Genomic DNA, 22,228 nt, shown 5'->3' on the forward strand with positions numbered 1-22,228 from the left:
GACCTTCAGGCAGACACGCGCGATCCCGCTCAGATCGACATCTGCGCGATGTCGTTGTACGCGGCGACCAGCTTGTTGCGCACCTGCAGGCCGAACTGGAAGCCGATGTTGGCCTTCTGCATGTCCACCATCACGTCGTTCAGCGAGACGTTCGACGCACTGAGCTCGAACGCCTGCGACTCGCCGACCGCCTTCTGCTGGTCGCCGCTGATCTTGTCGAGCGAAGCCTTCAGCGCCGCCGCGAAGTTGGTGGGCGTCGCCGCGCCGGATTGCTCCGCCGCCGGGGTCGCGTCGCCGGCCGCCTGCGCCGCCATCGCCTGCATCTGTTGCAGCGCCGACGATAGCGCGTTCACGGGCATGGTCATGTTTTCTCCGTTGGATGTGCGATCGGACCGCCGGACGGTGTACCGATCTGGACGAAAGCATAGCAGCGGCTCCTCGCGGAAAGTCCCGAAACTAGAGGGGAAACCCGGCTCTATTCAAGCAATCGGGTTGAGCGGCGCTGCGGATAATTTCAAAGGTGAAAGTCTCTGTCCGTCCGCCGAGCCCCGGCGCGGCATCACGGCAGAACGCCAAGGCATTTCCCGGAGAAACCCGACGCATGGATTCGTCAGCCAACTCGTTGATCAACCCCGACGCCCGTATGGGGCTCGCCGGCGCGCAGCCCGCTGCCGGTCAGGCCGGTAGCGGCCAGGCCGGCGGCATGGCCGACCTCGGTGGCCTCGGCGGCCTGGGAGGTATCGGCGGCAATTTCGGCCAGCGTCTGTCCGGACTCGCGCAGATGCGCGGCAACCCGCGCGCGCCGCTCGTGTTCGCGGTCGCGCTGCTGGTGGCGGTCGTCGCCGGCCTGTTCCTGTGGTCGCGCGCGCCCAGCTACAAGGTGCTCTACAGCAATCTGTCCGACCGCGACGGCGGCTCGATCATCACCGCGCTGCAGCAGGCCAATATTCCGTACAAGCTGTCCGAAAGCGGCAGCGCGATCCTCGTGCCGGCCGAGCAGGTCCACGAGATGCGCCTGCGCCTCGCATCGCAGGGGCTGCCGAAGAGTGGCTCGGTCGGCTTCGAGCTGATGGACAACCAGAAATTCGGCATCAGCCAGTTCGACGAGCAGATCAACTATCAGCGCGCGCTCGAAGGCGAACTCGAACGCACGATCGAAGCGATCTCGAGCGTCAAATCGGCGCGCGTGCATCTCGCGATTCCGAAGCCGAGCGTGTTCGTGCGCGACAAGGAAGCGCCGTCGGCGGCGGTGCTCGTGAACCTGTACCCGGGCCGCGTGCTCGACGAAGGGCAGGTCGTCGCGATTACGCACATGGTGGCCTCGGCGGTGCCGGAAATGCCGGTGCGCGGCGTGACGATCCTCGACCAGGACGGCAACCTGCTCACGCAGCCCACCAATGGCAGCGGACTCGACGCGACCCAGCTGAAGTTCCGCCAGCAGATCGAGCGCAACACCCAGCAGCGCATCGACACGATCCTCGCGCCGCTGTTCGGCGCCGGCAACGCGCGCTCGCAGGTCAGCGCCGACATCGACTTCTCGCACAGCGAGCAGACCTCCGAGAACTACGGCCCGAACGGCAATCCGCAGCAGGCCGCGATCCGCAGCCGGCAGCAGAGCAGCGCCACCGAAATGTCGCAGGGCGGCGCCTCGGGCGTGCCGGGCGCGCTGTCGAACCAGCCGCCGCAACCGGCCTCCGCGCCGATCGTGGCCGGCAACGGCGCGAGCTCGGTCACCACGACGCCGGTCAGCGACCGCAAGGATTCGACCACCAACTACGAGCTCGACAAGACCGTGCGCCACGTCGACCAGCCGATGGGCGGCATCCGCCGGCTGTCGGTCGCGGTGGTCGTCAATTATCTGCGGGTCGTCGATCCGAAGGGTCACGTGACGATGCAGCCGGTCAGCGCCGACAAGCTCGCGCAGATCACCCAGCTCGTGAAGGACGCGATGGGCTTCGACGCGTCGCGCGGCGACTCGGTCAACGTGGTCAACAGCGCGTTTACCACCGAGCTCGACCCGAACGCCGACCTGCCGTGGTGGCGCACGCCCGACATGCTCGCGCTGTACAAGCAGATCGCGACGTACCTCGGCATCGGCGCGGTGGCCCTGTTCCTCTACTTCGTGATGGTGAAGCCGGCGCTGCGCCGCGCCTTCCCGCCGCCGCCCGAGCCGGTTGCCGCGCTGATGGCGCCCGACGAACCGGTGCTGCTCGACGGCATCCCGGCCGAGGAGCGCGATGGCGCGGTGGTCGAAATCGAAGCGGATAGCGAGCAGCTCGCGCTCGAAAACGCGAAGCACAAATACGAGCGGAACCTGGAGTTCGCGCGCAGCATCGCGCGTCAGGATCCGAAGATCGTAGCAACCGTCGTCAAGAACTGGGTGTCCGATGAGCGCTGAAGGCGTAGTGAAGAGCGCGCTGCTGCTGATGTCGATCGGCGAGGAAGAGGCGGCGCAGGTGTTCAAGTTTCTGGGCCCCCGTGAGGTTCAGAAAATCGGCGTCGCGATGGCGGCGCTGAAGAACGTCACCCGCGAACAGGTCGACGAGGTGCTGCAGGAGTTCGTGCGCGAGGCCGAGCAGCACACGGGCATGTCGCTCGATTCGAGCGATTACATCCGCTCGGTGCTGACCAAGGCGCTCGGCGACGACAAGGCCGGCGCGATCATCGACCGGATCCTGCAGGGCAGCGACACGAGCGGCATCGAAGGCCTGAAGTGGATGGACTCGGCGGCGGTCGCGGAACTGATCAAGAACGAGCATCCGCAGATCATTGCGACGATCCTCGTGCATCTGGACCGCGATCAGGCTTCGGAGATCGTCGGCTGTTTCACGGACCGGCTGCGCAACGACGTGCTGCTGCGGATCGCGACGCTCGACGGCATCCAGCCGGCCGCGCTGCGCGAGCTCGACGACGTGCTGACCGGCCTCTTGTCCGGCAGCGACAACCTGAAGCGCAGCCCGATGGGCGGTATCCGCACGGCCGCCGAGATTCTGAACTTCATGTCGAGCAACCACGAGGAAGGCGTCATCGAAAACGTGCGCCAGTACGACGCCGAGCTCGCGCAGAAGATCATCGACCAGATGTTCGTGTTCGAGAACCTGCTCGAGCTCGAAGACCGCGCGATCCAGCTGCTGCTGAAGGAAGTCGAATCCGAAGCGCTGATCATCTCGCTGAAGGGCGCGGCGCCCGCGCTGCGTCAGAAGTTCCTGTCGAACATGTCGCAGCGCGCGGCCGAGTTGCTCGCCGAAGACCTCGACGCGCGCGGCCCGGTACGCGTGTCCGAAGTCGAGACGCAGCAGCGCCGCATCCTGCAGATCGTGCGCAACCTGGCCGAGAGCGGGCAGATCGTTCTAGGCGGCAAGGCGGAAGATGCCTATGTCTGATCCGAACGCCCCGGCAAAGGAAAGCCTCTCGGCCTACCAGCGCTGGGAGATGGCGTCGTTCGACCCGGCTCCGCCGGCGCCGCCGCCGGCCGAACCCGAGTTCGACGAGCGCGCGTTCGAAGCCGAACTCGAGCACCGCCGCGAAGCCGCGCATGCACAGGGCGTCGCGTCCGGTCATGTGGCCGGCCAGGCGCTCGGCTATCAGGCGGGCTATGACCAGGGGCACGCGCAGGGTTTCGCGCAAGGCCAGACCGAGGCGCGCGAGGAAGCGATGCGGCTCGCCGCGCTCGCCGAAACCTTCAAGAGCGCGCTCGATGGCGCGCAGCACGCGATCTCCGAAACGCTGATCGCACTCGCGCTCGACATCGCGCAGCAGGTCGTGCGCCAGCACGTGCAGCACGACCCGACCGCACTGATCGCGGCCGCGCGCGAGGTCCTCGCGGCCGAGCCCGCGCTTGCCGGCGCACCGGCGCTGATCGTGAGTCCCGCCGATCTGCCGGTCGTCGAGGCGTATCTGCTCGATGAATTGCAAACGCGCGGCTGGACCGTGCGCACCGATGCATCGGTGGAGCGTGGCGGTTGCCGCGCGCAGGCCGGCACCGGCGAGGTCGACGCGGGCATCGACACGCGCTGGCAGCGCGTCGCAGCCGCGCTCGGCAAGGTGAGCACGTGGTGAAGCCGACGCTCGACGAGATCCGCGCGAGCGATCTGACGCCGCTCGAACGCGAGCTCGCGTTGGCGTCGTTCGGCGCCGAGGCGCTGGCCGATGTCGAGTCGGCCGGTATTCCGGAGCCCCCGGATGCGGCATGGCACGCTCCTGCGAGCGCACATCCGGCGACAGGCGCGGCGGCGAGCCGCGAGTCCGCCGCGACGGACCACGTCGCGCGCAGTGCTTGCGCCGCTCACGCTGCGCACGCGCCGTCCTACGATCCCGCGCTCGACATCAATCCCCACATGCAGGCATGGCGCGGCCAGCTCGACGCGCTGCGCGCGCGCAACGCCATCGCGAAGCCGCTGCGCGCGTGCGGGCGTCTCACACGCGCGGCCGGTCTCGTGCTCGAAGCGGTCGGCCTGCGTCTGTCGGTCGGCGCCGAAGTGATGATCGAGTTGCCGCCCGGCAGTTCGCTGCCGATGGCCGAAGCCGAAGTGGTCGGCTTCTCCGGCGACAAGCTGTTCCTGATGCCGACCACCGAAGTGATCGGCCTGTTGCCCGGCGCGCGGGTCTTTCCGCTCGAAAGCGCGCCGATCGCCGACCCGCTCGCGGGCGCGAAGCGTCTACCGGTCGGCTGGGAATTGCTCGGCCGCGTGCTCGACGCATCCGGCCGTCCGCTCGACGGGCTCGGACCGCTCGGCACGCAAAGGGACGCGCCGCTGTCCGCGCCGGTCATCAATCCGCTCAATCGCGAGCCGATTCACAAGGTGCTCGACGTCGGCGTGCGCGCGATCAACTCGCTGTTGACCGTCGGTCGTGGTCAACGGATGGGGCTGTTCGCGGGTTCGGGCGTCGGTAAATCGGTGCTGCTCGGCACGATGGCGCGCTACACCAGCGCCGAGGTGATCGTGATCGGCCTGATCGGCGAACGTGGCCGCGAAGTGAAGGAGTTCATCGAACAGATTCTCGGCGAGGAAGGGTTGGCGCGCTCGGTCGTGATCGCCGCGCCGGCCGACGTGTCGCCGCTGTTGCGGATGCAGGCCGCCGCGTACTCGACCTCGCTCGCCGAATACTTCCGCGACCAGGGCAAGCACGTGCTGCTGCTAATGGATTCGCTGACCCGTTACGCGATGGCGCAGCGCGAGATCGCGCTCGCGATCGGCGAGCCGCCCGCGACCAAGGGGTATCCGCCGTCGGTGTTCGCGAAGCTGCCGGCGCTCGTCGAGCGCACCGGCAACGGACCGGCGGGCGGCGGCTCGATCACCGCGTTCTACACGGTGCTCACCGAAGGCGACGACCAGCAGGACCCGATCGCCGACTCGGCGCGCGCGATTCTCGACGGCCACATCGTGCTGTCGCGCTCGCTCGCCGAAGCCGGCCACTACCCTGCGATCGATATCGAAGCGTCGATTAGCCGGGCAATGACCGCGCTGATCGACGATAACCATCTGAATAAAACGCGTATGTTCAAGCAGATGCTGTCGCGCTATCAGCGCAACCGCGATCTGATCAACGTCGGCGCGTATTCGAGCGGGCGCGACGCGGTGCTCGATCGCTCGATCGCGCTGTATCCGCGGATGGAAGCGTTCCTGCAGCAAGGCTTTCGCGAGTGCGCGAACTTCCAGCCGAGCATCGACATGCTGAACGCGCTGTTTGCCTAGGGCCGAGGAGGCTGACGATGTCGAAACATTTTCCGATCAAGACGCTGATCGGTCTCGCGCAGGACGACGTGGACACCGCCGCGCAGCGGCTCGGCCGCGCGCAGCGCGAGCGCAACGACGTACAGGCGCAACTCGATGCGCTCGTGCAGTACCGCGACGAATACTACGCACGCTTCATGGAGAGCGCGCAGTCGGGCATGCCGGCCGGCAACATGCGCAACTTCCAGGCGTTCATCGACACGCTCGATGCCGCGATCGAGCAGCAGCGCAGCCTGCTGGCGGCGGCGAGCGCGCGCCTCGAGGCGGCGAAGCCCGACTGGCAGCGCCACAAGCAGAAGCTCGGCTCGTACGAAGTGCTGCAGGCGCGCGGCGAGGCGGCCGAGGCGAAGGTTACGGCGCGGCGCGAACAGCGCGACGCCGACGAATTTGCGGCGCGGAGTCTGCGCATGCGAGCCGACGGCGCATGAGGCCTTGCCTCGCGGCTAACGCCCTACGGCACACCCGTTCGACCGATTCACAGGATTCTTTATGTCGCTTCTTTCACAGATCGGCTCCCAACTGAGCACGCTGCTCGACACGAGCGGCAATGGGTCGAGCAGCGCGTCCGCGAACGCCGCGGGCTCGAGCCCGTTCGCGCAGACCTTGCAGCAAAGCATCGACCAGCAGAACAGCGCGAATCAACAGCAGACCAGTTCAGCGACGGCGTCGCAAGCCTCGGCGCCGAGCGCGCCCAGTGCGCCGCCGCCCGCTTCCGCTTCCACGTCCGCTCCCGCTTCCTCGCAGCAGAGCGCGAGCGGCAGCCAGAACGGCAACGGCACAGCGAGCAGCAGCGCGTCATCGCCGTCGTCCACGCCGTCGACGACACCGACGCAGCAGGCATCGAACAGCCAGACGACCGCGACGCAAGCCAGGCAGAAAGACACCAAGGCGCAAACCGACGCTGGCGCGCTCGCCGCCGCTGCGGCTGCCGCCCAGGCTCAGGCGCAAGCGCAGGCACAGGTCGTCGCCAACAACGCCGACTCGAACGCCACCACCACGACCGATGCCGCGAGCTCCGCCGCCGATGCGGCGAGCGCGCTGGCCGGCACGGCCACGAGCGCGCTCGCGGCCACCGCGGCAAGCAGGAAAGGCGCGGTCGATCCGAAGTCGCTGCAGGATGCGTTGCAGCGTGCGCTGTCCGCGCTGTCGAGCGGCCAGGGCGCGGTGCCCGCGGCCGCGCTCGCTGCCGGCGCGGCCGCAAAAGCCGCGAGCGTGTCGAGCGCGGCGGGCGGCTTGGGCAGCACGAAAAACGGCCTGAACGGCACGTCGGACGACAAGACGCTCGCGGGCGGCCTGTTCGGCAACGGCAAGGGCGCCTCGACGACCCACACGACGTCGACGGCGACGGCCGCCGCGACCGCGCTGGCCGATCCGCCGGCAGCGAAGTCGGCCGCCGACGCGTTGAGCGCCGCGGCCGCGACGAGCGGCCAGGCGGACAACCTCGCATCGGCGCGCAGCGCGTCCGAGGCGGCGAACGCCGCGCTGGCCGCGACGCAGGCGGCAGCGAACGCCGCGAGCACGACGGCGGCAGCGCAGAGTACGGGCAATGCGAGCGCGGCCGCCGCCGCGAATGCGTTGACGCCGCAGGTCGGCACGAGCGACTGGGAAGACGCGCTGAGCCAGAAGGTGGTGTTTTTGTCGAATGCGCATTCGCAGAGTGCTGAGCTGACGCTCAATCCGAAGGATCTGGGGCCGTTGCAGGTCGTGTTGCAGGTGGCGGATAACCATGCGCATGCGCTGTTCGTTTCGCAGCACCAGTCGGTGCGGGAGGCGGTCGAGGCGGCGTTGCCGAAGCTTCGCGAGGCGATGGAGTCGAATGGGATTGGGCTCGGCAGCGCGAGTGTGAGTGATGGGTTTGCGCGGCAGAGCGGGCAACAACAGCAGAGCGCTGGCGCGGGTGGGGGGAATGGGAAGAGGGGCAGTGGTGGTGGGGGCGCCCTTGCAGGGGACAGTTCCAGCGATGCCATCGGGAATGTTGCCGTGCGGCAGCAGGTTGGATTGGTCGATACGTTTGCCTGAAGCGAGGCGGGGCGCTTTTTTGTCGTTGTTCTGGCTTTGTTGGCCTTTCCTTGCTGACTTATCGGTCTATTAGCGTTGCCCCTGTGCGGGGCGGCACCTACTTTCTTTGCTGCTGCAAAGAAAGTAGGCAAAGAAGACAGCTAAAACCGCAAACTCTTAAGCGGGTCCCCTGGCTTGGAGGGGGTAGTGGTGCATCTGGAATCCGGGCCCCCGCACATTCCCCCGTTCGTGACAAAGCCATCATCCCTCCCACTCCGCACTGCGTGCGTCGCGGACGGGTCTGCCAGGGAAACCAATGGTTTGGCCCGCGCAGCGGGGGCCGTCGGCTGCGCCTCGGCGACGCGCCGAAACAACCAGTGGTTTTTGAGCGGGGTTTCGGCGCGCGTAGCGCCGCCGGAAGAATGACTGCCTTGTCACTAGCGCGGAATGTGCGGGAGCACGGATTCCAGATGCACCACTACCTCACGCGGACCGAGGAACCCGCTTAAGAGTTGGCGGTTTTAGCTGTCTTCTTTGCCTACTTTCTTTGCAGCAGCAAAGAAAGTAGGTGCCGCCCCGCACAGGGGCAACGCTAATAGACCGATAAGTCAGCAAGGAAAGGCCAACAAAGCCAGAACAACGACAAAAAAAACCCCAAAAACCAGAAACAGCCAGAAATAGCCAGAAATAGCCCTTCTTTTCGACCCATAGCGCCGCAGGCAAATCAACAACAATCACCCTAACCCTTACTAGGCCAGCAACAAGCTGGCAAACCAAATGGCAACCACGACCGCCCCGCAACAAGCCGCGCCCGCCTCGCCGGGCCCCATGAAGCGCATCATCCTGATCGTCCTCATTGCGCTGATCGCCGCGGGCGCTGCCGGTGCCGGCGTGTGGTTCTTCATGTCGAAGCGCGCACCCGTCGCCGTATCGGCCGAAGCCGCGCCGGCGCAATCCGCCGTGCCGCTGTTCTTCCCGCTCGAATCGATGACCGTCAACCTGCAATCGGACGACGGCCAGCAACACTTCCTGCGCATCGGCCTCACGCTCAAGCTCGGCGATGCCGCCACCCAGCAGGCGCTCACCGATCACATGCCGGAAGTGCGCAGCCGCATCCTGCTCGCCCTGTCGAACAAGCACCCCGAAGAACTCGCGCCGCTCGAAGGCAAGCGCGCGCTCGCCGAAGAGCTGAAGACGCTGATCACCGAGCCGATTGACAAGGGCGCCGCACCGATCCGCGTGCAGGACGTGCTGTTCACCGAATTCGTCGTGCAGTGACGTGACGTTGTCAAGCGCTGCCATCATCAATCGCCAAGGGACGCACGAGGAATAAGCAATGGGCCACGAAGAGTTCATGTCCCAGGAGGAGGTCGATGCCCTTCTGAAGGGCGTCACCGGCGAATCCGACACGGAATCCGAGCAAAACGACCGCACGGGCGTGCGGCCGTACAACATCGCGACGCAGGAACGTATCGTCCGTGGCCGGATGCCGGGCCTCGAAATCATCAACGACCGCTTCGCGCGCCTGTTGCGCGTCGGCATTTTCAACTTCATGCGGCGCTCGGCGGAAATTTCCGTCGGCCCGGTGAAGGTGCAGAAGTACAGCGAGTTCACGCGCAACCTGCCGATCCCGACCAACCTGAACCTGGTCCACGTGAAGCCGCTGCGCGGCACGTCGCTGTTCGTGTTCGATCCGAACCTCGTGTTCTTCGTGGTCGACAACCTGTTCGGCGGCGACGGCCGTTTCCATACGCGCGTCGAAGGACGCGATTTCACGCAGACCGAGCAGCGCATCATCACGAAGCTGCTCAATCTGACGTTCGAGCACTACGCGGCGTCGTGGAAGAGCGTGCGTCCGCTGCAGTTCGAATACGTGCGCTCGGAAATGCACACGCAGTTCGCCAACGTCGCGACGCCGAACGAAATCGTCATCGTCACGCAGTTCTCGATCGAGTTCGGCTCGACGGGCGGCACGCTGCACATCTGCATGCCCTACTCGATGATCGAGCCGATCCGCGACATTCTCTCGTCGCCGATCCAGGGCGAGGCGGTGGACGTCGACCGACGCTGGGTACGCGTGCTGTCGCAGCAGGTGCAGGCCGCCGAAGTGCAACTGAGCGCCGATCTCGCGCAGGTGCCGGTCACGTTCGAACAGATCCTGAACATGCGCAAAGGCGATGTTCTGCCGATCAACATCCCCGAGCACATCACCGCGAAAGTAGACGGCGTGCCGGTGATGGAATGCGGCTACGGAATTTTCAATGGTCAGTACGCGTTGCGGGTCCAGAAGATGATCAGCGCAGCCGACACGATGAAGGAAGGTGGATATGAGTGACCTGAACGCAAAGCCCGAGACCGATCTCGCGGCAGCCGAGCAACTCGCCGCCGGCGAGCTGTCCGCCGTGGAAGACGACGCGGCGATGGCCGACTGGGCAAGCGCGCTCGCCGAGCAGAACGGCAACGACGAAATCAACCCGGCCGCGGGCGCCGTGTTCCAGCCGCTGTCGAAGGCCGCGCCGACCTCGACGCACAACGATATCGACATGATCCTGGACATTCCCGTCCAGATGACGGTCGAACTCGGCCGCACCAAGATCGCGATCCGTAATCTGCTGCAGCTCGCGCAGGGCTCGGTCGTCGAACTCGACGGCATGGCCGGCGAGCCGATGGACGTGCTCGTCAACGGCTGCCTGATCGCGCAGGGCGAGGTGGTGGTCGTCAACGACAAGTTCGGTATCCGGCTGACCGACATCATCACGCCGTCCGAACGCATCCGGAAACTCAATCGATGAAACGTTTGGCAGGTCGCGGCGTGCTGCTCGCGTCGCTTTTCGCGTCCACCGTCGCGTCCACCGTCGCGCACGCCGCCGACATGAACGCGGTCAACAACGCCGCGAAGATCGCCTCCGGTGTCGGCGCGGGTAGCGCGGTGCCGGCGCTCGGCGTCGGCGCGGTCCTGCAAACCTTCGTCGGGCTCGCGGTCGTGATCGGCCTCGTGTTCGGCTGCGCATGGCTCGCCCGACGCTTCGGCCTGCAACCGGGCCAGCGCGGCGGTCTTGTGAAGACGGTCGGCGGCGCTTCGCTCGGTGGCAAGGAACGCGTCGCGGTCGTCGAGATCGGCGATACGTGGCTCGTGCTCGGCGCCGCGCCCGGCAACGTGCGGCTGCTGCATACGATGCCGGCGGGTTCCGTCGCGGCCGATACGGTTGCCGCTTCGCCAGCACCGCTTTCCGGCACTTTTGGTCAACGCTTTCGCGACGCCCTGAAGGGCGAAGTGGGCAAACGTTTCAACGCGCACCGCGGCGGGGATCGGTAATGCAGGTCAGTTTCAGGCAGTCAGCCTGGTTCTTCGCGCTTACGCGCCGTGCGGGGCGGGCGCTCCCCGCAGCGCTTCAACTCGCGCTGCCGGCACTGCTGTTCGCGCTGCCGACGCTGTCTTTCGCGCAAACCGCCGGCCTGCCGGCGTTCACGACGAGCCCCGGCCCCAACGGCGGCACCACCTACTCGCTGAGCGTGCAGACGATGCTGCTGCTCACGATGCTGTCGTTCCTGCCCGCGATGGTGCTGATGATGACGAGCTTCACGCGCATCGTGATCGTGTTGTCGCTGCTGCGCCAGGCGCTCGGCACGACCACGACGCCGCCGAACCAGGTGGTCGTCGGTCTCGCGCTGTTTCTGACGCTGTTCGTGATGTCGCCGGTGCTCGATAAAGCCTATAACGAAGGTTACAAGCCGTTCTCCGAAGGCACGATGTCGATGGATCAGGCGGTGGCGCGCGGCGTCGCGCCGTTCAAGACCTTCATGCTGCGTCAGACCCGCGAAAGCGACCTTGCGCTGTTCGCGCGCATCTCGCACGCGGCGCCGATGCAGGGGCCCGAAGACGTGCCGCTGTCGCTGCTGGTGCCGTCGTTCGTGACGAGCGAGTTGAAGACCGGCTTCACGATCGGCTTCACGATCTTCATTCCGTTCCTGATCATCGACATGGTGGTCGCGAGCGTGCTGATGTCGATGGGCATGATGATGGTGTCGCCGGCGACGATTTCGCTGCCGTTCAAACTGATGCTGTTCGTGCTCGTCGACGGCTGGCAGTTGCTGCTCGGCTCGCTCGCGCAGAGCTTCGTCTGATATTTTTTGACTCCTTGTTCCTCAGGCACTCACGATGACACCCGAAGCAGTCATGACGCTGGCCCACCAGGCCATGTACGTCGGCCTCGTGCTGGCCGCCCCGCTGCTGCTCGTCGCGCTCGTCGTCGGTCTGGTCGTGAGCCTGTTCCAGGCGGCCACGCAGATCAACGAAAGCACGCTGTCGTTCATCCCGAAGCTGCTCGCGATCGCGCTCACGCTGGTGATCGCCGGACCATGGATGCTGACCACGATGCTCGACTATCTGCGCCACACGATCACCAGCATTCCGACGCTCGTCAACTGAGCGCCGCTGGCACGCCTGCCCTCCCCACTCCATGTTCACGGTCACCTACGCGCAACTGAACGTCTGGCTGACCGCGTTCCTGTGGCCGTTCGCGCGCATCGCCGCGCTGATCGCGACCGCGCCGGTGCTCGGCAACATGTCGCTGCCCTCGCGCGTGAAAATCGGTCTCGCCGCGTTCGCGACGATCATCGTCGCCCCGACGATCGGCGCGCTGCCGCAGGTCACCGTGTTTTCCGCGGCGGGCGTGTGGATTCTCGTCAACCAGTTCCTGATCGGCATCGCGCTCGGCGTGACGATGCAGGTCGTGTTCCAGGCGATCGACGCGACCGGCTACTTCATCGGCCTCGGCATGGGCCTTGGCTTCGCGACCTTCTTCGACCAGCAGGCGACCGGCTCGGGCGTCGTGATCTCACGCTACATGACGACGATCGCGACGCTGGTGTTTCTCGCCGTCGACGGTCATCTGCAGATGATCGCCGCGCTCGTGACGACGTTCCAGTCGGTGCCGGTGTCGGCTAACCTGCTCGCGCCGCACGGTTGGCAAACGCTCGCGAACTGGGGCGGCTCGATCTTCTCGGCGGGGCTGCTGCTCGCGTTGCCGGTCGTCGTCGCACTGCTGATCGCGAACCTCGCGCTCGGCATTCTCAATCGCGCGGCGCCGCAGATCGGCGTGTTCCAGATCGGCTTTCCGCTGACGATGCTGGTCGGCCTGCTGCTCGTGCAGCTGATGCTGCCGAACATGATCCCGTTCTTCGTGCGCTTGTTCGATAACGGCATCGATGAGATGGGACGGGTCGCGGCGGCGCTGGGATAACGCCGAAAATCGCGGACATAAAAAAACCGGCTCGCGCCGGTTTCTTTATTGCGCCGCCGGGAGCGGCATCAGCTGTTGATGTACTGGAACAGCGACATGTTCTGGATCTGCACGAACGCTTGCTGCGAAGCCTGCAAGGCCGCCTGCTCCATCGAGTACTTGCTGATCGTCGAGACCATGTCGGTCTGGGTCAGGTCCGCGAGATCGCTTTGCGTTTGCAGTGAGTTGGTCTCCGTAACCGTTTGCAGCGCCTTGACTTCCTGCTCGCGGCCGCCGACCGATGCCTGCACCGCGGTGACGTTGTTCAGCGTGTTGCCAAGCTGCGACAGGCCCGTATTCAACGCGTTCTGCAGGTTCGCCGAGGCCGCGGGGTTGCCGCTCACCGGCTGCTGGAGCGCGGCGATCATCGCGTTCAGGTTCGCGAACACGTTGGTGCCCGCCTGGTTGGCCGGCTGCACCGTGAATTTGTCGTTGGCCGCCGGCGTGCCTGTGATTTCGACGGTCTGGCCCGCGATCGTGATGTCCGAGCCCGCCGTGTACGGCTGCGCCGTGCCCGCGACGCCGGTCGTCGTGTCAGTGACCGTGTAGGTGAGCGAGCTGCCGCTGCCGCTGAACTGGATCTGGTACGAGTCCGCGTTCCCCGCGTTGGTCGGATCCTTGACCGACACCGCGCCGATCACGCCGCTGCCGGTATTGGCCGGGTCGCCCGAGGCGATCGGCTGCGCGTTGGTCGCGCCGACGCTCATGAACACCGACAGCCCATTGTCACCGGTCGAGACCGCGTTGCTGCCGGTGACCTGCACGGTGCGCGTGCCCGTGTCGCCCGTATAGGTGACGTTGCCGGCCGCATCGGTCGTGAAGGCCTGGGTCGAATTCTGGAAACCGGCGAACAGCGCATTGCCCGAGCTGTCGCTCGCATTCGCGGAGGTGACGAGCTGGTCGCGCAGGGCGGTCAGCTGCGCGGCGATCGCCGTGCGGTCGGCGTCGTTCAAACTGCCGTCGCCGGCGCGCAGGCCTAACGTGTTCGCGCTTTGCAACGTCGTGATGACGGTGGAGAGCGTCGAGTCCTCGGCCTGCAACGACGTGAGCGCCGCGTTCTGGTTCGTCGCGTACTGCGACAGCGCGGACGCCGTCGAGCTGAGCTGCACGGCCTGCGCGGCGCCGAGCGGATTGTCGGCGGGCGTGGTCAGGCTCTGGCCGCTCGAGATTTCCTGATAGATCTGCGACAACTGAGCCTGCTGATTGCTCATGTTCGCGACGTTCATGCTGAAGTACTGCTGGGTCGAAATTCGCATGGTTCCGCCTTACGAGAAGATGCCAAGCAAAGTCTGGAACAGCGTCTGCGCCGTCTGGATGACCTTGCTGTTGGCCTGATAGAGCTGCTGGTACTGAAGCAGGTTGGCCGCTTCCTCATTGATATTGACGCCCGACACCGACTGCTGCGCCGACGTGATCTGCGTGACGAGCGTGCTTTGCGCGGTCGCCGAGGTCTGGATCTGCGTGGTCTGGTTGCCGATGTTGTTGACGTAGCTCGCGTACGCGCCCGTCAGCGTCGAGGTGCCGCCGTCGAGCGCCTGCGCCGAAGTCAGGTTCGACAGCAGTTGCGCGTTGCGGCCGTCGTTGGTCGCGCCGGTGTTCGGTCCGATCGTGAACGAGTCGCCGTTGGCGGGCGTGCCGCTGATCGTGACCGTCACGTTGTTCATCACGCCCGCGCTCGCCGAATTGCTCGGGTTGGTGATCGTCAGCGTCGCGCCCGAGCTCGGCGAGTATGGCACCGCGGTCGTCGCCGAGCTGATCGTGTACTGCGTGGACGGCGAGCCGGCGACTGTCACCACCGTGCCGACCGGGAAGCCGGTCAGGCCGGTGCCCGCGGTGTAAGTGATCGTCGAGGTGCTGGTCGGCGCGCTGTAGCCGGCAGATACCGTGCCTTGCGTGATCGTCCCGGTGCCGGTGTTCGACGTCGACGCCGACGCGAGCACCGGCGCCGCGGCCGCGATTGCCGACGCCGACGTGGTGGTCAGCGCGAAGCCGTCGAGCGCGCCGCGGGTCGGTTCGACCGAGAACGAGTCGCCGGCCTTCATCGTGCCGCTCGCGACCGAGAACTGCAGGCCGCCGATCGGGTTGGTCAGGTTCGCCGCCGAACCGACTATGCTGCCGGTCTGGTTGTCGGTCAGCGTGTAGGTGCTGCCGTCGTACGACAGCGTGTAGTCGCCCGTGGTCGGCTGGGTCGCGTCGGCGAACGAGACACCGAGCGTAGCGTTGCCGGTGTTCTGCGAGTTCGCGTACACGGTCGGCGAGCCGACCGTGAACAGCGCGCCGCCCGCGGTGCCGTTCAGCGTCAGGCCGAGTTCGTTCTGCGCATTGACCTGCGCGGCGAAGCTGGTCGCGATCGCGCCGAGTTGCGCCTCGGCCGGATCGAGCGTTTGCGAGCGGAATTGCAGCAGTCCGCCCAGCGTGCCGCCGGACACGCTCGTGTCGGACAGCGTCTGCGGCGTCGGTGTCGGCTTTGCCCCGGCCTGGCCGAGATACTGGACCGACAGCTCGCTCGGATCACCCGACGAAGTCGCCGTGCCGAGATTGAAGCTGTTGCCGGCCAGCACGAGCGGCTGTCCGCTCGACATGAACAGGCTATAGCTGCCGTTGTCCTGCACGACCGACACGCCGATCAGCTGGGACAGGTTCGACACCGCCTGGTCGCGTTCGTCGAGCAGCTGGTTCGGCGGCTGGCCCTGGTTGCTCGCCTGCGTGATCTGCGTATTCAGCGACGCGATCTGCGCGGTGTAGGTGTTGATCTGCGCAACAGAGTTGCTCAGCTGCGTGTTGACGCTCGAGCGCAACTGGTCGTACTGCTGGCCCGCCGCGTTGATCTGGTTCGCGAGCGTCTGCGCGTCGCTGACCGCGGTCTGCCGCGCCGACACGCTCGACGCGTTGTTGGCGACGTTCTGCAGCCCCGTGAAGTAACCGCTGATCGCGCTCGCAATCCCGGCGGTCGGACTGCCGACGAGGTTGTTGAGCTGGGTGATCATCGTGTTGTACGCGGTGAGCGCGCTGCTCGACGACTGCGCGTTGTTCAGCTGGGTCGTCAGGTACTGGCTGTACGCGCGCGTCACGGTGTCGGTGGAGACGCCCATCGGCAGGTAGCCGGAGCCGGTATACGTGCCGCCCGTCTCCGAATACACCGGGGTTTCCATCGTATAGCCGGGTGTCGACGCGTTGCTGATGTTCTCACCAGTCGTCGTCAAACCCCATTGGGCCGCGTTGAGTCCGCTAAGGCCGATATTCAACAGATTGCTGGACATGCGTCATCCTGAAGGGCGGCATCGCAGACATGCCACCGCGTTAGTGGAACATCCTCTTTAACGGCCCGACGTGCGAAAAATTGAGGGCCATTCCACTTCGTTTGCGCTCGCCGCGATGTTTGCGCGACGTTGCCGCGCTGTTGCCTCCGACGCGAGTGCAGCGTTTGCTTCGTCGGCCAAAACGTTCGCGCGGTGCCGGGCGTCGCGCGCACGGCACCGCGCGTTGGCTCGCCGCTCAGCGCGCCAGCGAGCGGCGCTTCATTTCGAGCTGCGTGATCAGCCGCTGCAGCGTGTTTTCCGCGCTGCCCGGCAGCGACAGGAAACGGAAGCCGAGCTGATAGCGCTGTGTGCCGTTCGGCAGCGCGAGCGAGCGATGCGACACGAGCTGCAGATCGAGCGACAGACGGCCGAGCGCGCCGAGCGTGAGCTCGCAGTCCATCAGGCGCGCGCCCATCGGCAGCGCGGCGACGCGCAGGTCGGTCGTGCGCATCCCGACGCCGCCGAGCGACAGGTCGTGCACCTCGAAGCGGAACGTGTCGCCCTCGGGCAGGCGGCCCGTACACATGAACGGGTCGAGAATCGGCGCGGCGACGCGGAAGTACTCGCGGCGCTGCACGTAGAACAGCACCTCGGGGAAGTCGGCCTCGAACGCCGGCATTCCCTCGAAGCGCGTCTCGCGTGGCGTCGGGGTCGTGAACTCGACGCGCACGCCGTCGGGCGACGCGTGGAACTGGCAGCGCGGTGCGTTGAGCAGCCCCTTGTTCTGATCGGCAAGCGCGCCCCAATCGAAGGTGAAGGTGCGCTCGCGCACGTCGACGTCGAGCAGGCGCGTGACGATCTGCCCGCCCGCATATTCGACGGTGAGGAAATCGCCGCGATTGACGATGTTGCGCAGCTGCACGCCGATTTCCAGCGGATTGCGGCGGCCGAAATCGGAAGCGCTCTCGTTTTGCGGGACGTGCGGCTGACCGTTCGTGTCAGTCAGGCCGTTCGACTGGTTCATATCCATGGGCTTGCCGGTAAGCATGTTCTTGCGGGCACGTGCCAGGGCCTAGCCATGGACTCTGAGGGTCTTCATGCAAAGCCGCAACACACGCGTTCGACCGGACCTTACAGCGCTATTCCGGTATCGGGTCTAACTCGTTAGCGGCAGCATCGAGCCAAAATTTAGGGGCTCAATTTAAATATTCGCCGGAAAATTTCGCGCAAACGTTAAAAGCGTATCTGCCCTATTTTCCGCGACCTTGCTCGCCCCGGACCCTGCGGAGCTTTTTACCGATGCCGGTTTTGCTGCTGCCTTTATCGCCGCTTTTACCGACACCTTTAAAACCGCTTTAATGCCCGTCGCGTGCGTTATTTTTAATCAGCCCATTTTCTGCATGATCGACAGCAGCTTTTTCGCGTAATGCGGATCGGTTGCATAACCGGCGCGCTGCATGCCGTTCGCAAAACCGTTCACGTCGCGCGACGAATTGATCACCTGCGCGTAACGCGGATTGCTCTTCAACATGCCCGCGTAATCGGCCATCGCCTCCTGGTACGAGTCGTACGCGCGGAATTTCTCGACCGTGCGCTGCGGCTTGCCGTTCACGTACTCGGTCGTGACCGTCGACACGGTCTTGCCGGTCCAGTCGTTGCCCGCCTTGATGCCGAACACGTTGTGGCTCGTCGAGCCGTCGGCCTTCTTGATCTCGCTCTTGCCCCAGCCCGATTCGAGCGCGGCCTGACCGATGATGAAGCGCGCCGGAATGCCGGTCGCCGCGCTCGCGGCCTGCGCCGGCGTGGCGAGCTTGTCGACGAAGGCGTCGACCTTCGACGAGCTGCCGTCGCCGCGCACCGGCGGCGTCAGCGCGCTATTGGCCGAGTAGGCGCGGCCGAGCCCGAGCTGACCGTTGGCCTGGGCGTTGCCGTAGGCACGCGCGAGCGCGTTGAGCGCCGCGCTCTGGCCTTCATCGCCGTCGCTACCGCCGCCGCTACCGCCGCCGAGCGCGTTGGCCATGCCGGCGAGACCACCCGCCGCGCCCGCGCCGTTCGCGCCACCCACCTGCATGCCCTGGTTGCGCATCAGCTGCTTGAGCATCGCGTCGGCGACGCCGATGCCCTTCTTCGACAGCTGCTGCGCCATCTGCTGATCCATCATCGACGTGAACGTCGCCGTGTCGTGCGAATCGAACGGACCGTCCTGCGGCGTTGCATCGCGCATGCTCTTCAACATCATCTGCGTGAACACGGCGTCGAACTGCTGCGCGGCCATCTTCATGCCGGCTTGCGGCGAGGCCTTCGCCTGCGCGCTGAGTGCGCCGAAGCCCTGCACGTCGAGCGCGAACCGGCTGGTCAGATCGTTGGCGGAGTTGGCGCTATTGGTCGTATCGGAATTCATCTCGCGTGCTCCTTAGATGATTTCAAGGTCGGCGCGCAATGCGCCGGCTGCTTTCATGGCCTGCAGGATCGACATCAGATCCGCGGGCGTCGCGCCGAGCGCGTTGAGCGCCTTCACCACTTCGGCGAGGTTCGCACCGGCGTTCACGAGTTTCAGCGAGCCGTTGTCCTGCTTCATCTGGATCTGCGACTGCTGCGCGACCACCGTGCGGCCGTTCGAGAACGCGCCCGGCTGACTCACCACCGGCTGCGTATTGATCACGACCGACAGATTGCCGTGCGCGACCGCGCAGTTCTGCAGCGTGACCATCTGGTTCATCACGATCGAGCCGGTGCGGGCGTTCAGGATGACCTTCGCGGCGGCCTGCCCGGGCCGCACTTCGAGGTTCTGCAATTGCGCCATGAACGAGACCTGCTGCTGCGGATCGGCCGGCGCGCGCAGCTGGATCGTGCGGCCGTCGAGCGCGGTCGCGGTGCCGCTGCCGAACGCGTTGTCGATCGCCGCGACGACGCGCTGCGTGGTGTCGTAGTCCATGTCGTTCAGGTCGAGCTGCATGGTGCCCGCCTGCGACACCGCCGTCGGCACCGAGCGCTCGACGATCGCGCCGCTGGTGATGCGCCCTGCGGCGAGCTGGTTGACCTGCACCCTGCTGCCGTTCGCGCTCGCGCCCGCGCCGCCCACGGCGACGTTGCCCTGGCCGAGCGCATACACCTGGCCGTCGGCGCCCTTCAGCGGCGTGAGCAGCAGCGTGCCGCCGCGCAGGCTTTTCGCATTGCCGAGCGACGACACCGTGATGTCGATCGCTTCGCCCGGCCGCGCGAACGGCGGCAGCACCGCGGTCACCATCACCGCGGCGACGTTCTTCAACTGGATGTTCGACAGCGACGACTGCGAGTTGCTGGAGCCCGCCGCCTGGTTGTTGATCGAGATGCCGAGGTTCGCGAGCATGTTCGCGAGCGTCTGCGTCGTGAACGGTGTCTGCGTGGTCTGGTCGCCGGTGCCGTCGAGGCCGACCACGAGGCCGTAGCCGATCAGCGGGTTGTCGCGCACGCCCTGGATCTGCACGAGGTCCTTCAGGCGCTCCGCGTGCGCCGGCGTCGCGGCCGGCAGCGCCGCGCAGGCGAGCGCGACGAACATCAGTGCGCGGCCCGCGCGCGACAGCGTGTTGAAGACGGTACCCATGATCACCACGGCGCCACGTTGAGGAAGAACCGCTGCAGCCAGCCCATGCTCTCCGCTTCGTTGATGTAACCCTTCGCGGAGTATTCGATTTTCGCGTCGGCGACCTGGGTTGAGTACACGGCGTTCAGACTCGAAATCGTGTTGGGATTCACGACACCGGAAAAGCGCACGAATTCATTGCCCTGATTGATCAGCATCTGTTTCTCACCGCTCACGATCAGGTTGCCGTTCGCCTGCACGCCGGTCACGGTCACGGTGATCGTGCCGTTGAACGTATTCGACGCGTTCGCGCCGCCGGTGCCGGCAAAGCCGTTGGCGCCGGTCGCGTTCAGGTTGGTCTTGGCGAACAGGCCGCCGAGAAAGCCCGCGGTCGGCACGCTGAAGTTCGTGCTGCCGTTGCGGCTCGCATTCGCGCCCGAGTTCTTCGTCGCGTTGATGTTCTCGGCGATCACGATCGTGATGATGTCGCCTACGTTGCGTGGCCGCTGGTCTTCGAACAGCGGCCGACCCGCGTAGCCCGGGTTGTAGATCGAGCCCGGCGCCTGCGCCTGCGGCGGCAGCGGCGGCACCGCGTTCATCGGCTGCTGGGTGATAGGTTCCCTCGGCAGTTGGGCGCAGCCGCCGAGCGCGGCGAGCAGCGCGAGCTGCACGAGCGCCTCGGCCGTGCGCGAATGAACCGGAGTGCGAGTGGAGTGCGACATCATCGTTTACCGCCTTAAATTTCCAGTCCTCAAACCTGCATCTGGCTCAAGGTCTGCAGCATCTGGTCGGAGGTCGTCACGGCCTTGCTGTTGATTTCGTACGCGCGCTGCGTCTGGATCATGTTCACCAGTTCCTGCACGACGTTCACGTTCGACGCTTCCACGTAACCCTGGTTGAGCGTGCCCGCGCCGTTCAGACCCGGCTGCGACACGTTCGGCGCACCCGACGACGCCGTCTCCGAGAACAGGTTCTCGCCCTTGGCGTCGAGGCCGGCCGGGTTGATGAAGGTCGCGAGCTGCATCGTGCCGAGCTGCTGCGTATTGCTCGAGTTGGCCACGGTGATCGACACCGCGCCGTCGCTGCCGATCGTCAGCGAGGTGGCATTGGTCGGGATCGTGATCGCCGGAATCACCTGGTAGCCGCTCGACGTGACGAGCTGACCCTGCGCGTTGGTCTGGAACGAGCCGTCGCGCGTGTAGGCGGTCGTGCCGTCGGGCATCTGCACCTGGAAGAAGCCCCCGCCGTTGATCGCGACGTCCTTCGAGTTGCCGGTCTGCTGCAGGTTGCCCTGCGTGTACAGACGCTCGGTCGCGACCTGTTGCACGCCGGTGCCGAGCTGGATGCCGGACGGCAGTTCGGTTTGCTGCGTCGAGTTCGCGCCCGGCTGGCGGATGGTCTGGTACAGCAGATCCTCGAACACCGCGCGCGAGCCCTTGAAGCCGTTGGTGCTGACGTTCGCGAGGTTGTTCGAGATCACGTCCATCTGCGCCTGCTGCGCATTCATGCCGGTGGCGGCGATATACAGTGAGCGGTTCACTTATGGTTCTCCAATGTCGGGCGGAGTTGGCGCTTTAGCGCTTGCTCCGGGCCCATGCAAAGCGGTCTCGGAGCGCGCCTCGTAGGGCGCCCCGCGGCAATCCGTTAGCTGAAGCTGAGCAGCTGGTTGGCGGACTGATCGTTCTTGTCGGCGTTTTCCAACAACTGCGTCTGCATCTGGAACTGGCGCGCGTTGGTGATCATCGAGACCATCGCGCTGACCGGATTCACGTTGCTGCCTTCGAGCGACGCCGGCGCGAGCGTCACGGTCGGATCGGCGTCGGCGGGATTGCCGTCGGCGGTGCGAAACAGACCGTCATCGCCGCGCGTGAGCGACTGCGGATCGGGATTGACCAGCTTCAGCTGATCGACGGTGACCACAGCGGTGGGCGGATCGCCCGGCGTCAATGCCGACACCGTGCCGTCCTTGCCGATCGTGATCTGCGCGCCCGGCGGCACCGATACCGGCCCGCCGTTGCCGAGCACGACCTGATTGGTCGCGTTCACGAGCTGGCCGTTTTCGTCGATGTGCAGATTGCCCGCGCGCGTGTAGGCCTCGTTGCCGTCGGCGGTCTGCACCGACAGCCAGCCCGGCCCCTGAATCGCGACGTCGAGCGGATTGCCCGTCTGCTGGATCGGCCCCGGCGTGTAGTCGGCGCCCGGTGTCGACGACAGCACGAAGGTACGGGTCGTGTCGTCGTTGATCGCGCTGCCGTCGCCGAACGACATCGGCACGGCGCGGTAGGTTTCGAGCTGCGCGCGAAAGCCCGTGGTCGACGCGTTCGCGAGGTTGTTCGCGACGATCGCCTGCTGTTCGAGCGCCTGCGCGCTGCCCGACATCGCGGTGTAGATCAGCCGATCCATGAAGAGGTC

22 protein-coding genes are annotated in these 22,228 nt (G+C 65.9%); 13 read left to right on the forward strand and 9 right to left on the reverse strand.

What is annotated here, in order from left to right:
• Positions 1-29: 29 nt before the first annotated feature.
• Positions 30-365, reverse strand: coding sequence for a flagellar hook-basal body complex protein FliE (gene fliE / locus F6X37_RS21955; RefSeq protein WP_187612733.1), 336 nt, complete (start codon positions 363-365; stop codon positions 30-32).
• A gap of 236 nt (positions 366-601) precedes the next feature.
• On the opposite strand from fliE, the gene fliF reads away from it, so the two are divergent.
• The 13 genes from fliF (at position 602) to fliR (ending at position 12,976) form a co-directional block, all read left to right on the forward strand.
• Positions 602-2,398: a flagellar basal-body MS-ring/collar protein FliF gene (fliF, locus tag F6X37_RS21960; protein WP_187612734.1), complete on the forward strand. Its 1,797-nt coding sequence runs from the start codon at positions 602-604 to the stop codon at positions 2,396-2,398.
• Positions 2,388-3,383, forward strand: coding sequence for a flagellar motor switch protein FliG (gene fliG / locus F6X37_RS21965; protein WP_187612735.1), 996 nt, complete (start codon positions 2,388-2,390; stop codon positions 3,381-3,383). The genes fliF and fliG overlap by 11 nt, the downstream gene beginning before the upstream one ends.
• Entirely contained in the window at positions 3,370-4,059 is a 690-nt protein-coding gene (fliH, locus tag F6X37_RS21970) for a flagellar assembly protein FliH (protein WP_176078844.1), read from the forward strand. The genes fliG and fliH overlap by 14 nt, the downstream gene beginning before the upstream one ends.
• The gene (fliI, locus tag F6X37_RS21975; protein ID WP_187612736.1) at positions 4,053-5,696 is read left to right on the forward strand and encodes a flagellar protein export ATPase FliI; all 1,644 of its coding nucleotides are present in this window, start codon (positions 4,053-4,055) and stop codon (positions 5,694-5,696) included. The genes fliH and fliI overlap by 7 nt, the downstream gene beginning before the upstream one ends.
• A gap of 17 nt (positions 5,697-5,713) precedes the next feature.
• Positions 5,714-6,163 (forward strand): flagellar export protein FliJ, encoded by a 450-nt coding sequence (gene fliJ / locus F6X37_RS21980; protein WP_187612737.1) that lies wholly within the window; start codon positions 5,714-5,716, stop codon positions 6,161-6,163.
• A 61-nt stretch (positions 6,164-6,224) separates the two neighbouring features.
• Positions 6,225-7,754, forward strand: coding sequence for a flagellar hook-length control protein FliK (locus F6X37_RS21985; RefSeq protein ID WP_187612738.1), 1,530 nt, complete (start codon positions 6,225-6,227; stop codon positions 7,752-7,754).
• A gap of 756 nt (positions 7,755-8,510) precedes the next feature.
• Positions 8,511-9,011 (forward strand): flagellar basal body-associated protein FliL, encoded by a 501-nt coding sequence (gene fliL / locus F6X37_RS21990; RefSeq protein WP_090802533.1) that lies wholly within the window; start codon positions 8,511-8,513, stop codon positions 9,009-9,011.
• Between the two features lie 58 nt (positions 9,012-9,069).
• A complete protein-coding gene (fliM, locus tag F6X37_RS21995; RefSeq protein WP_018418751.1) occupies positions 9,070-10,068 on the forward strand; it encodes a flagellar motor switch protein FliM in 999 nt (332 codons plus the stop codon).
• Positions 10,061-10,525, forward strand: coding sequence for a flagellar motor switch protein FliN (gene fliN / locus F6X37_RS22000; RefSeq protein WP_090802529.1), 465 nt, complete (start codon positions 10,061-10,063; stop codon positions 10,523-10,525). Before fliM ends, fliN begins: the two co-directional genes overlap by 8 nt.
• Positions 10,522-11,049 (forward strand): flagellar biosynthetic protein FliO, encoded by a 528-nt coding sequence (fliO, locus tag F6X37_RS22005; protein ID WP_184069739.1) that lies wholly within the window; start codon positions 10,522-10,524, stop codon positions 11,047-11,049. Before fliN ends, fliO begins: the two co-directional genes overlap by 4 nt.
• Positions 11,049-11,858 (forward strand): flagellar type III secretion system pore protein FliP, encoded by an 810-nt coding sequence (gene fliP / locus F6X37_RS22010; protein ID WP_184065895.1) that lies wholly within the window; start codon positions 11,049-11,051, stop codon positions 11,856-11,858. Before fliO ends, fliP begins: the two co-directional genes overlap by 1 nt.
• Positions 11,859-11,892: 34 nt before the next feature.
• Positions 11,893-12,162 carry a flagellar biosynthesis protein FliQ gene (fliQ, locus tag F6X37_RS22015; protein ID WP_090802525.1) on the forward strand — a complete coding sequence of 90 codons (270 nt, stop codon included), beginning with the start codon at positions 11,893-11,895 and terminating at the stop codon, positions 12,160-12,162.
• Between the two features lie 31 nt (positions 12,163-12,193).
• A complete protein-coding gene (gene fliR, locus F6X37_RS22020) occupies positions 12,194-12,976 on the forward strand; it encodes a flagellar biosynthetic protein FliR (RefSeq protein ID WP_090802523.1) in 783 nt (260 codons plus the stop codon).
• Positions 12,977-13,044: 68 nt separating this feature from the next.
• Here fliR and flgL read toward each other — a convergent pair whose 3' ends face one another.
• The 8 genes from flgL to flgF form a co-directional block, all read right to left on the reverse strand.
• Positions 13,045-14,271, reverse strand: a complete 1,227-nt coding sequence (gene flgL, locus F6X37_RS22025; RefSeq protein WP_187612739.1) for a flagellar hook-associated protein FlgL — start codon at positions 14,269-14,271, stop codon at positions 13,045-13,047.
• Between the two features lie 9 nt (positions 14,272-14,280).
• The gene (gene flgK / locus F6X37_RS22030) at positions 14,281-16,275 is read right to left on the reverse strand and encodes a flagellar hook-associated protein FlgK (protein WP_187612740.1); all 1,995 of its coding nucleotides are present in this window, start codon (positions 16,273-16,275) and stop codon (positions 14,281-14,283) included.
• Between the two features lie 235 nt (positions 16,276-16,510).
• On the reverse strand, positions 16,511-17,284 hold the full coding sequence (locus F6X37_RS22035) for a flagellar brake protein (RefSeq protein WP_184065917.1): 774 nt from the start codon (positions 17,282-17,284) through the stop codon (positions 16,511-16,513).
• Between the two features lie 354 nt (positions 17,285-17,638).
• Complete coding sequence (gene flgJ / locus F6X37_RS22040; protein ID WP_187612741.1) at positions 17,639-18,655, reverse strand: flagellar assembly peptidoglycan hydrolase FlgJ; 1,017 nt, start codon at positions 18,653-18,655, stop codon at positions 17,639-17,641.
• 12 nt (positions 18,656-18,667) lie between these two features.
• Positions 18,668-19,837: a flagellar basal body P-ring protein FlgI gene (locus F6X37_RS22045; RefSeq protein ID WP_026225507.1), complete on the reverse strand. Its 1,170-nt coding sequence runs from the start codon at positions 19,835-19,837 to the stop codon at positions 18,668-18,670.
• 2 nt (positions 19,838-19,839) lie between these two features.
• Positions 19,840-20,538: a flagellar basal body L-ring protein FlgH gene (gene flgH / locus F6X37_RS22050; RefSeq protein WP_187612752.1), complete on the reverse strand. Its 699-nt coding sequence runs from the start codon at positions 20,536-20,538 to the stop codon at positions 19,840-19,842.
• Positions 20,539-20,567: 29 nt separating this feature from the next.
• Positions 20,568-21,356, reverse strand: a complete 789-nt coding sequence (gene flgG, locus F6X37_RS22055) for a flagellar basal-body rod protein FlgG (RefSeq protein ID WP_187612742.1) — start codon at positions 21,354-21,356, stop codon at positions 20,568-20,570.
• Between the two features lie 104 nt (positions 21,357-21,460).
• On the reverse strand, positions 21,461-22,219 hold the full coding sequence (flgF, locus tag F6X37_RS22060; protein WP_090802512.1) for a flagellar basal-body rod protein FlgF: 759 nt from the start codon (positions 22,217-22,219) through the stop codon (positions 21,461-21,463).
• Positions 22,220-22,228 lie beyond the last annotated feature (9 nt).

It is taken from the genome of Paraburkholderia sp. 31.1, from assembly GCF_014397645.1.
GTDB lineage: Bacteria > Pseudomonadota > Gammaproteobacteria > Burkholderiales > Burkholderiaceae > Paraburkholderia > Paraburkholderia tuberum.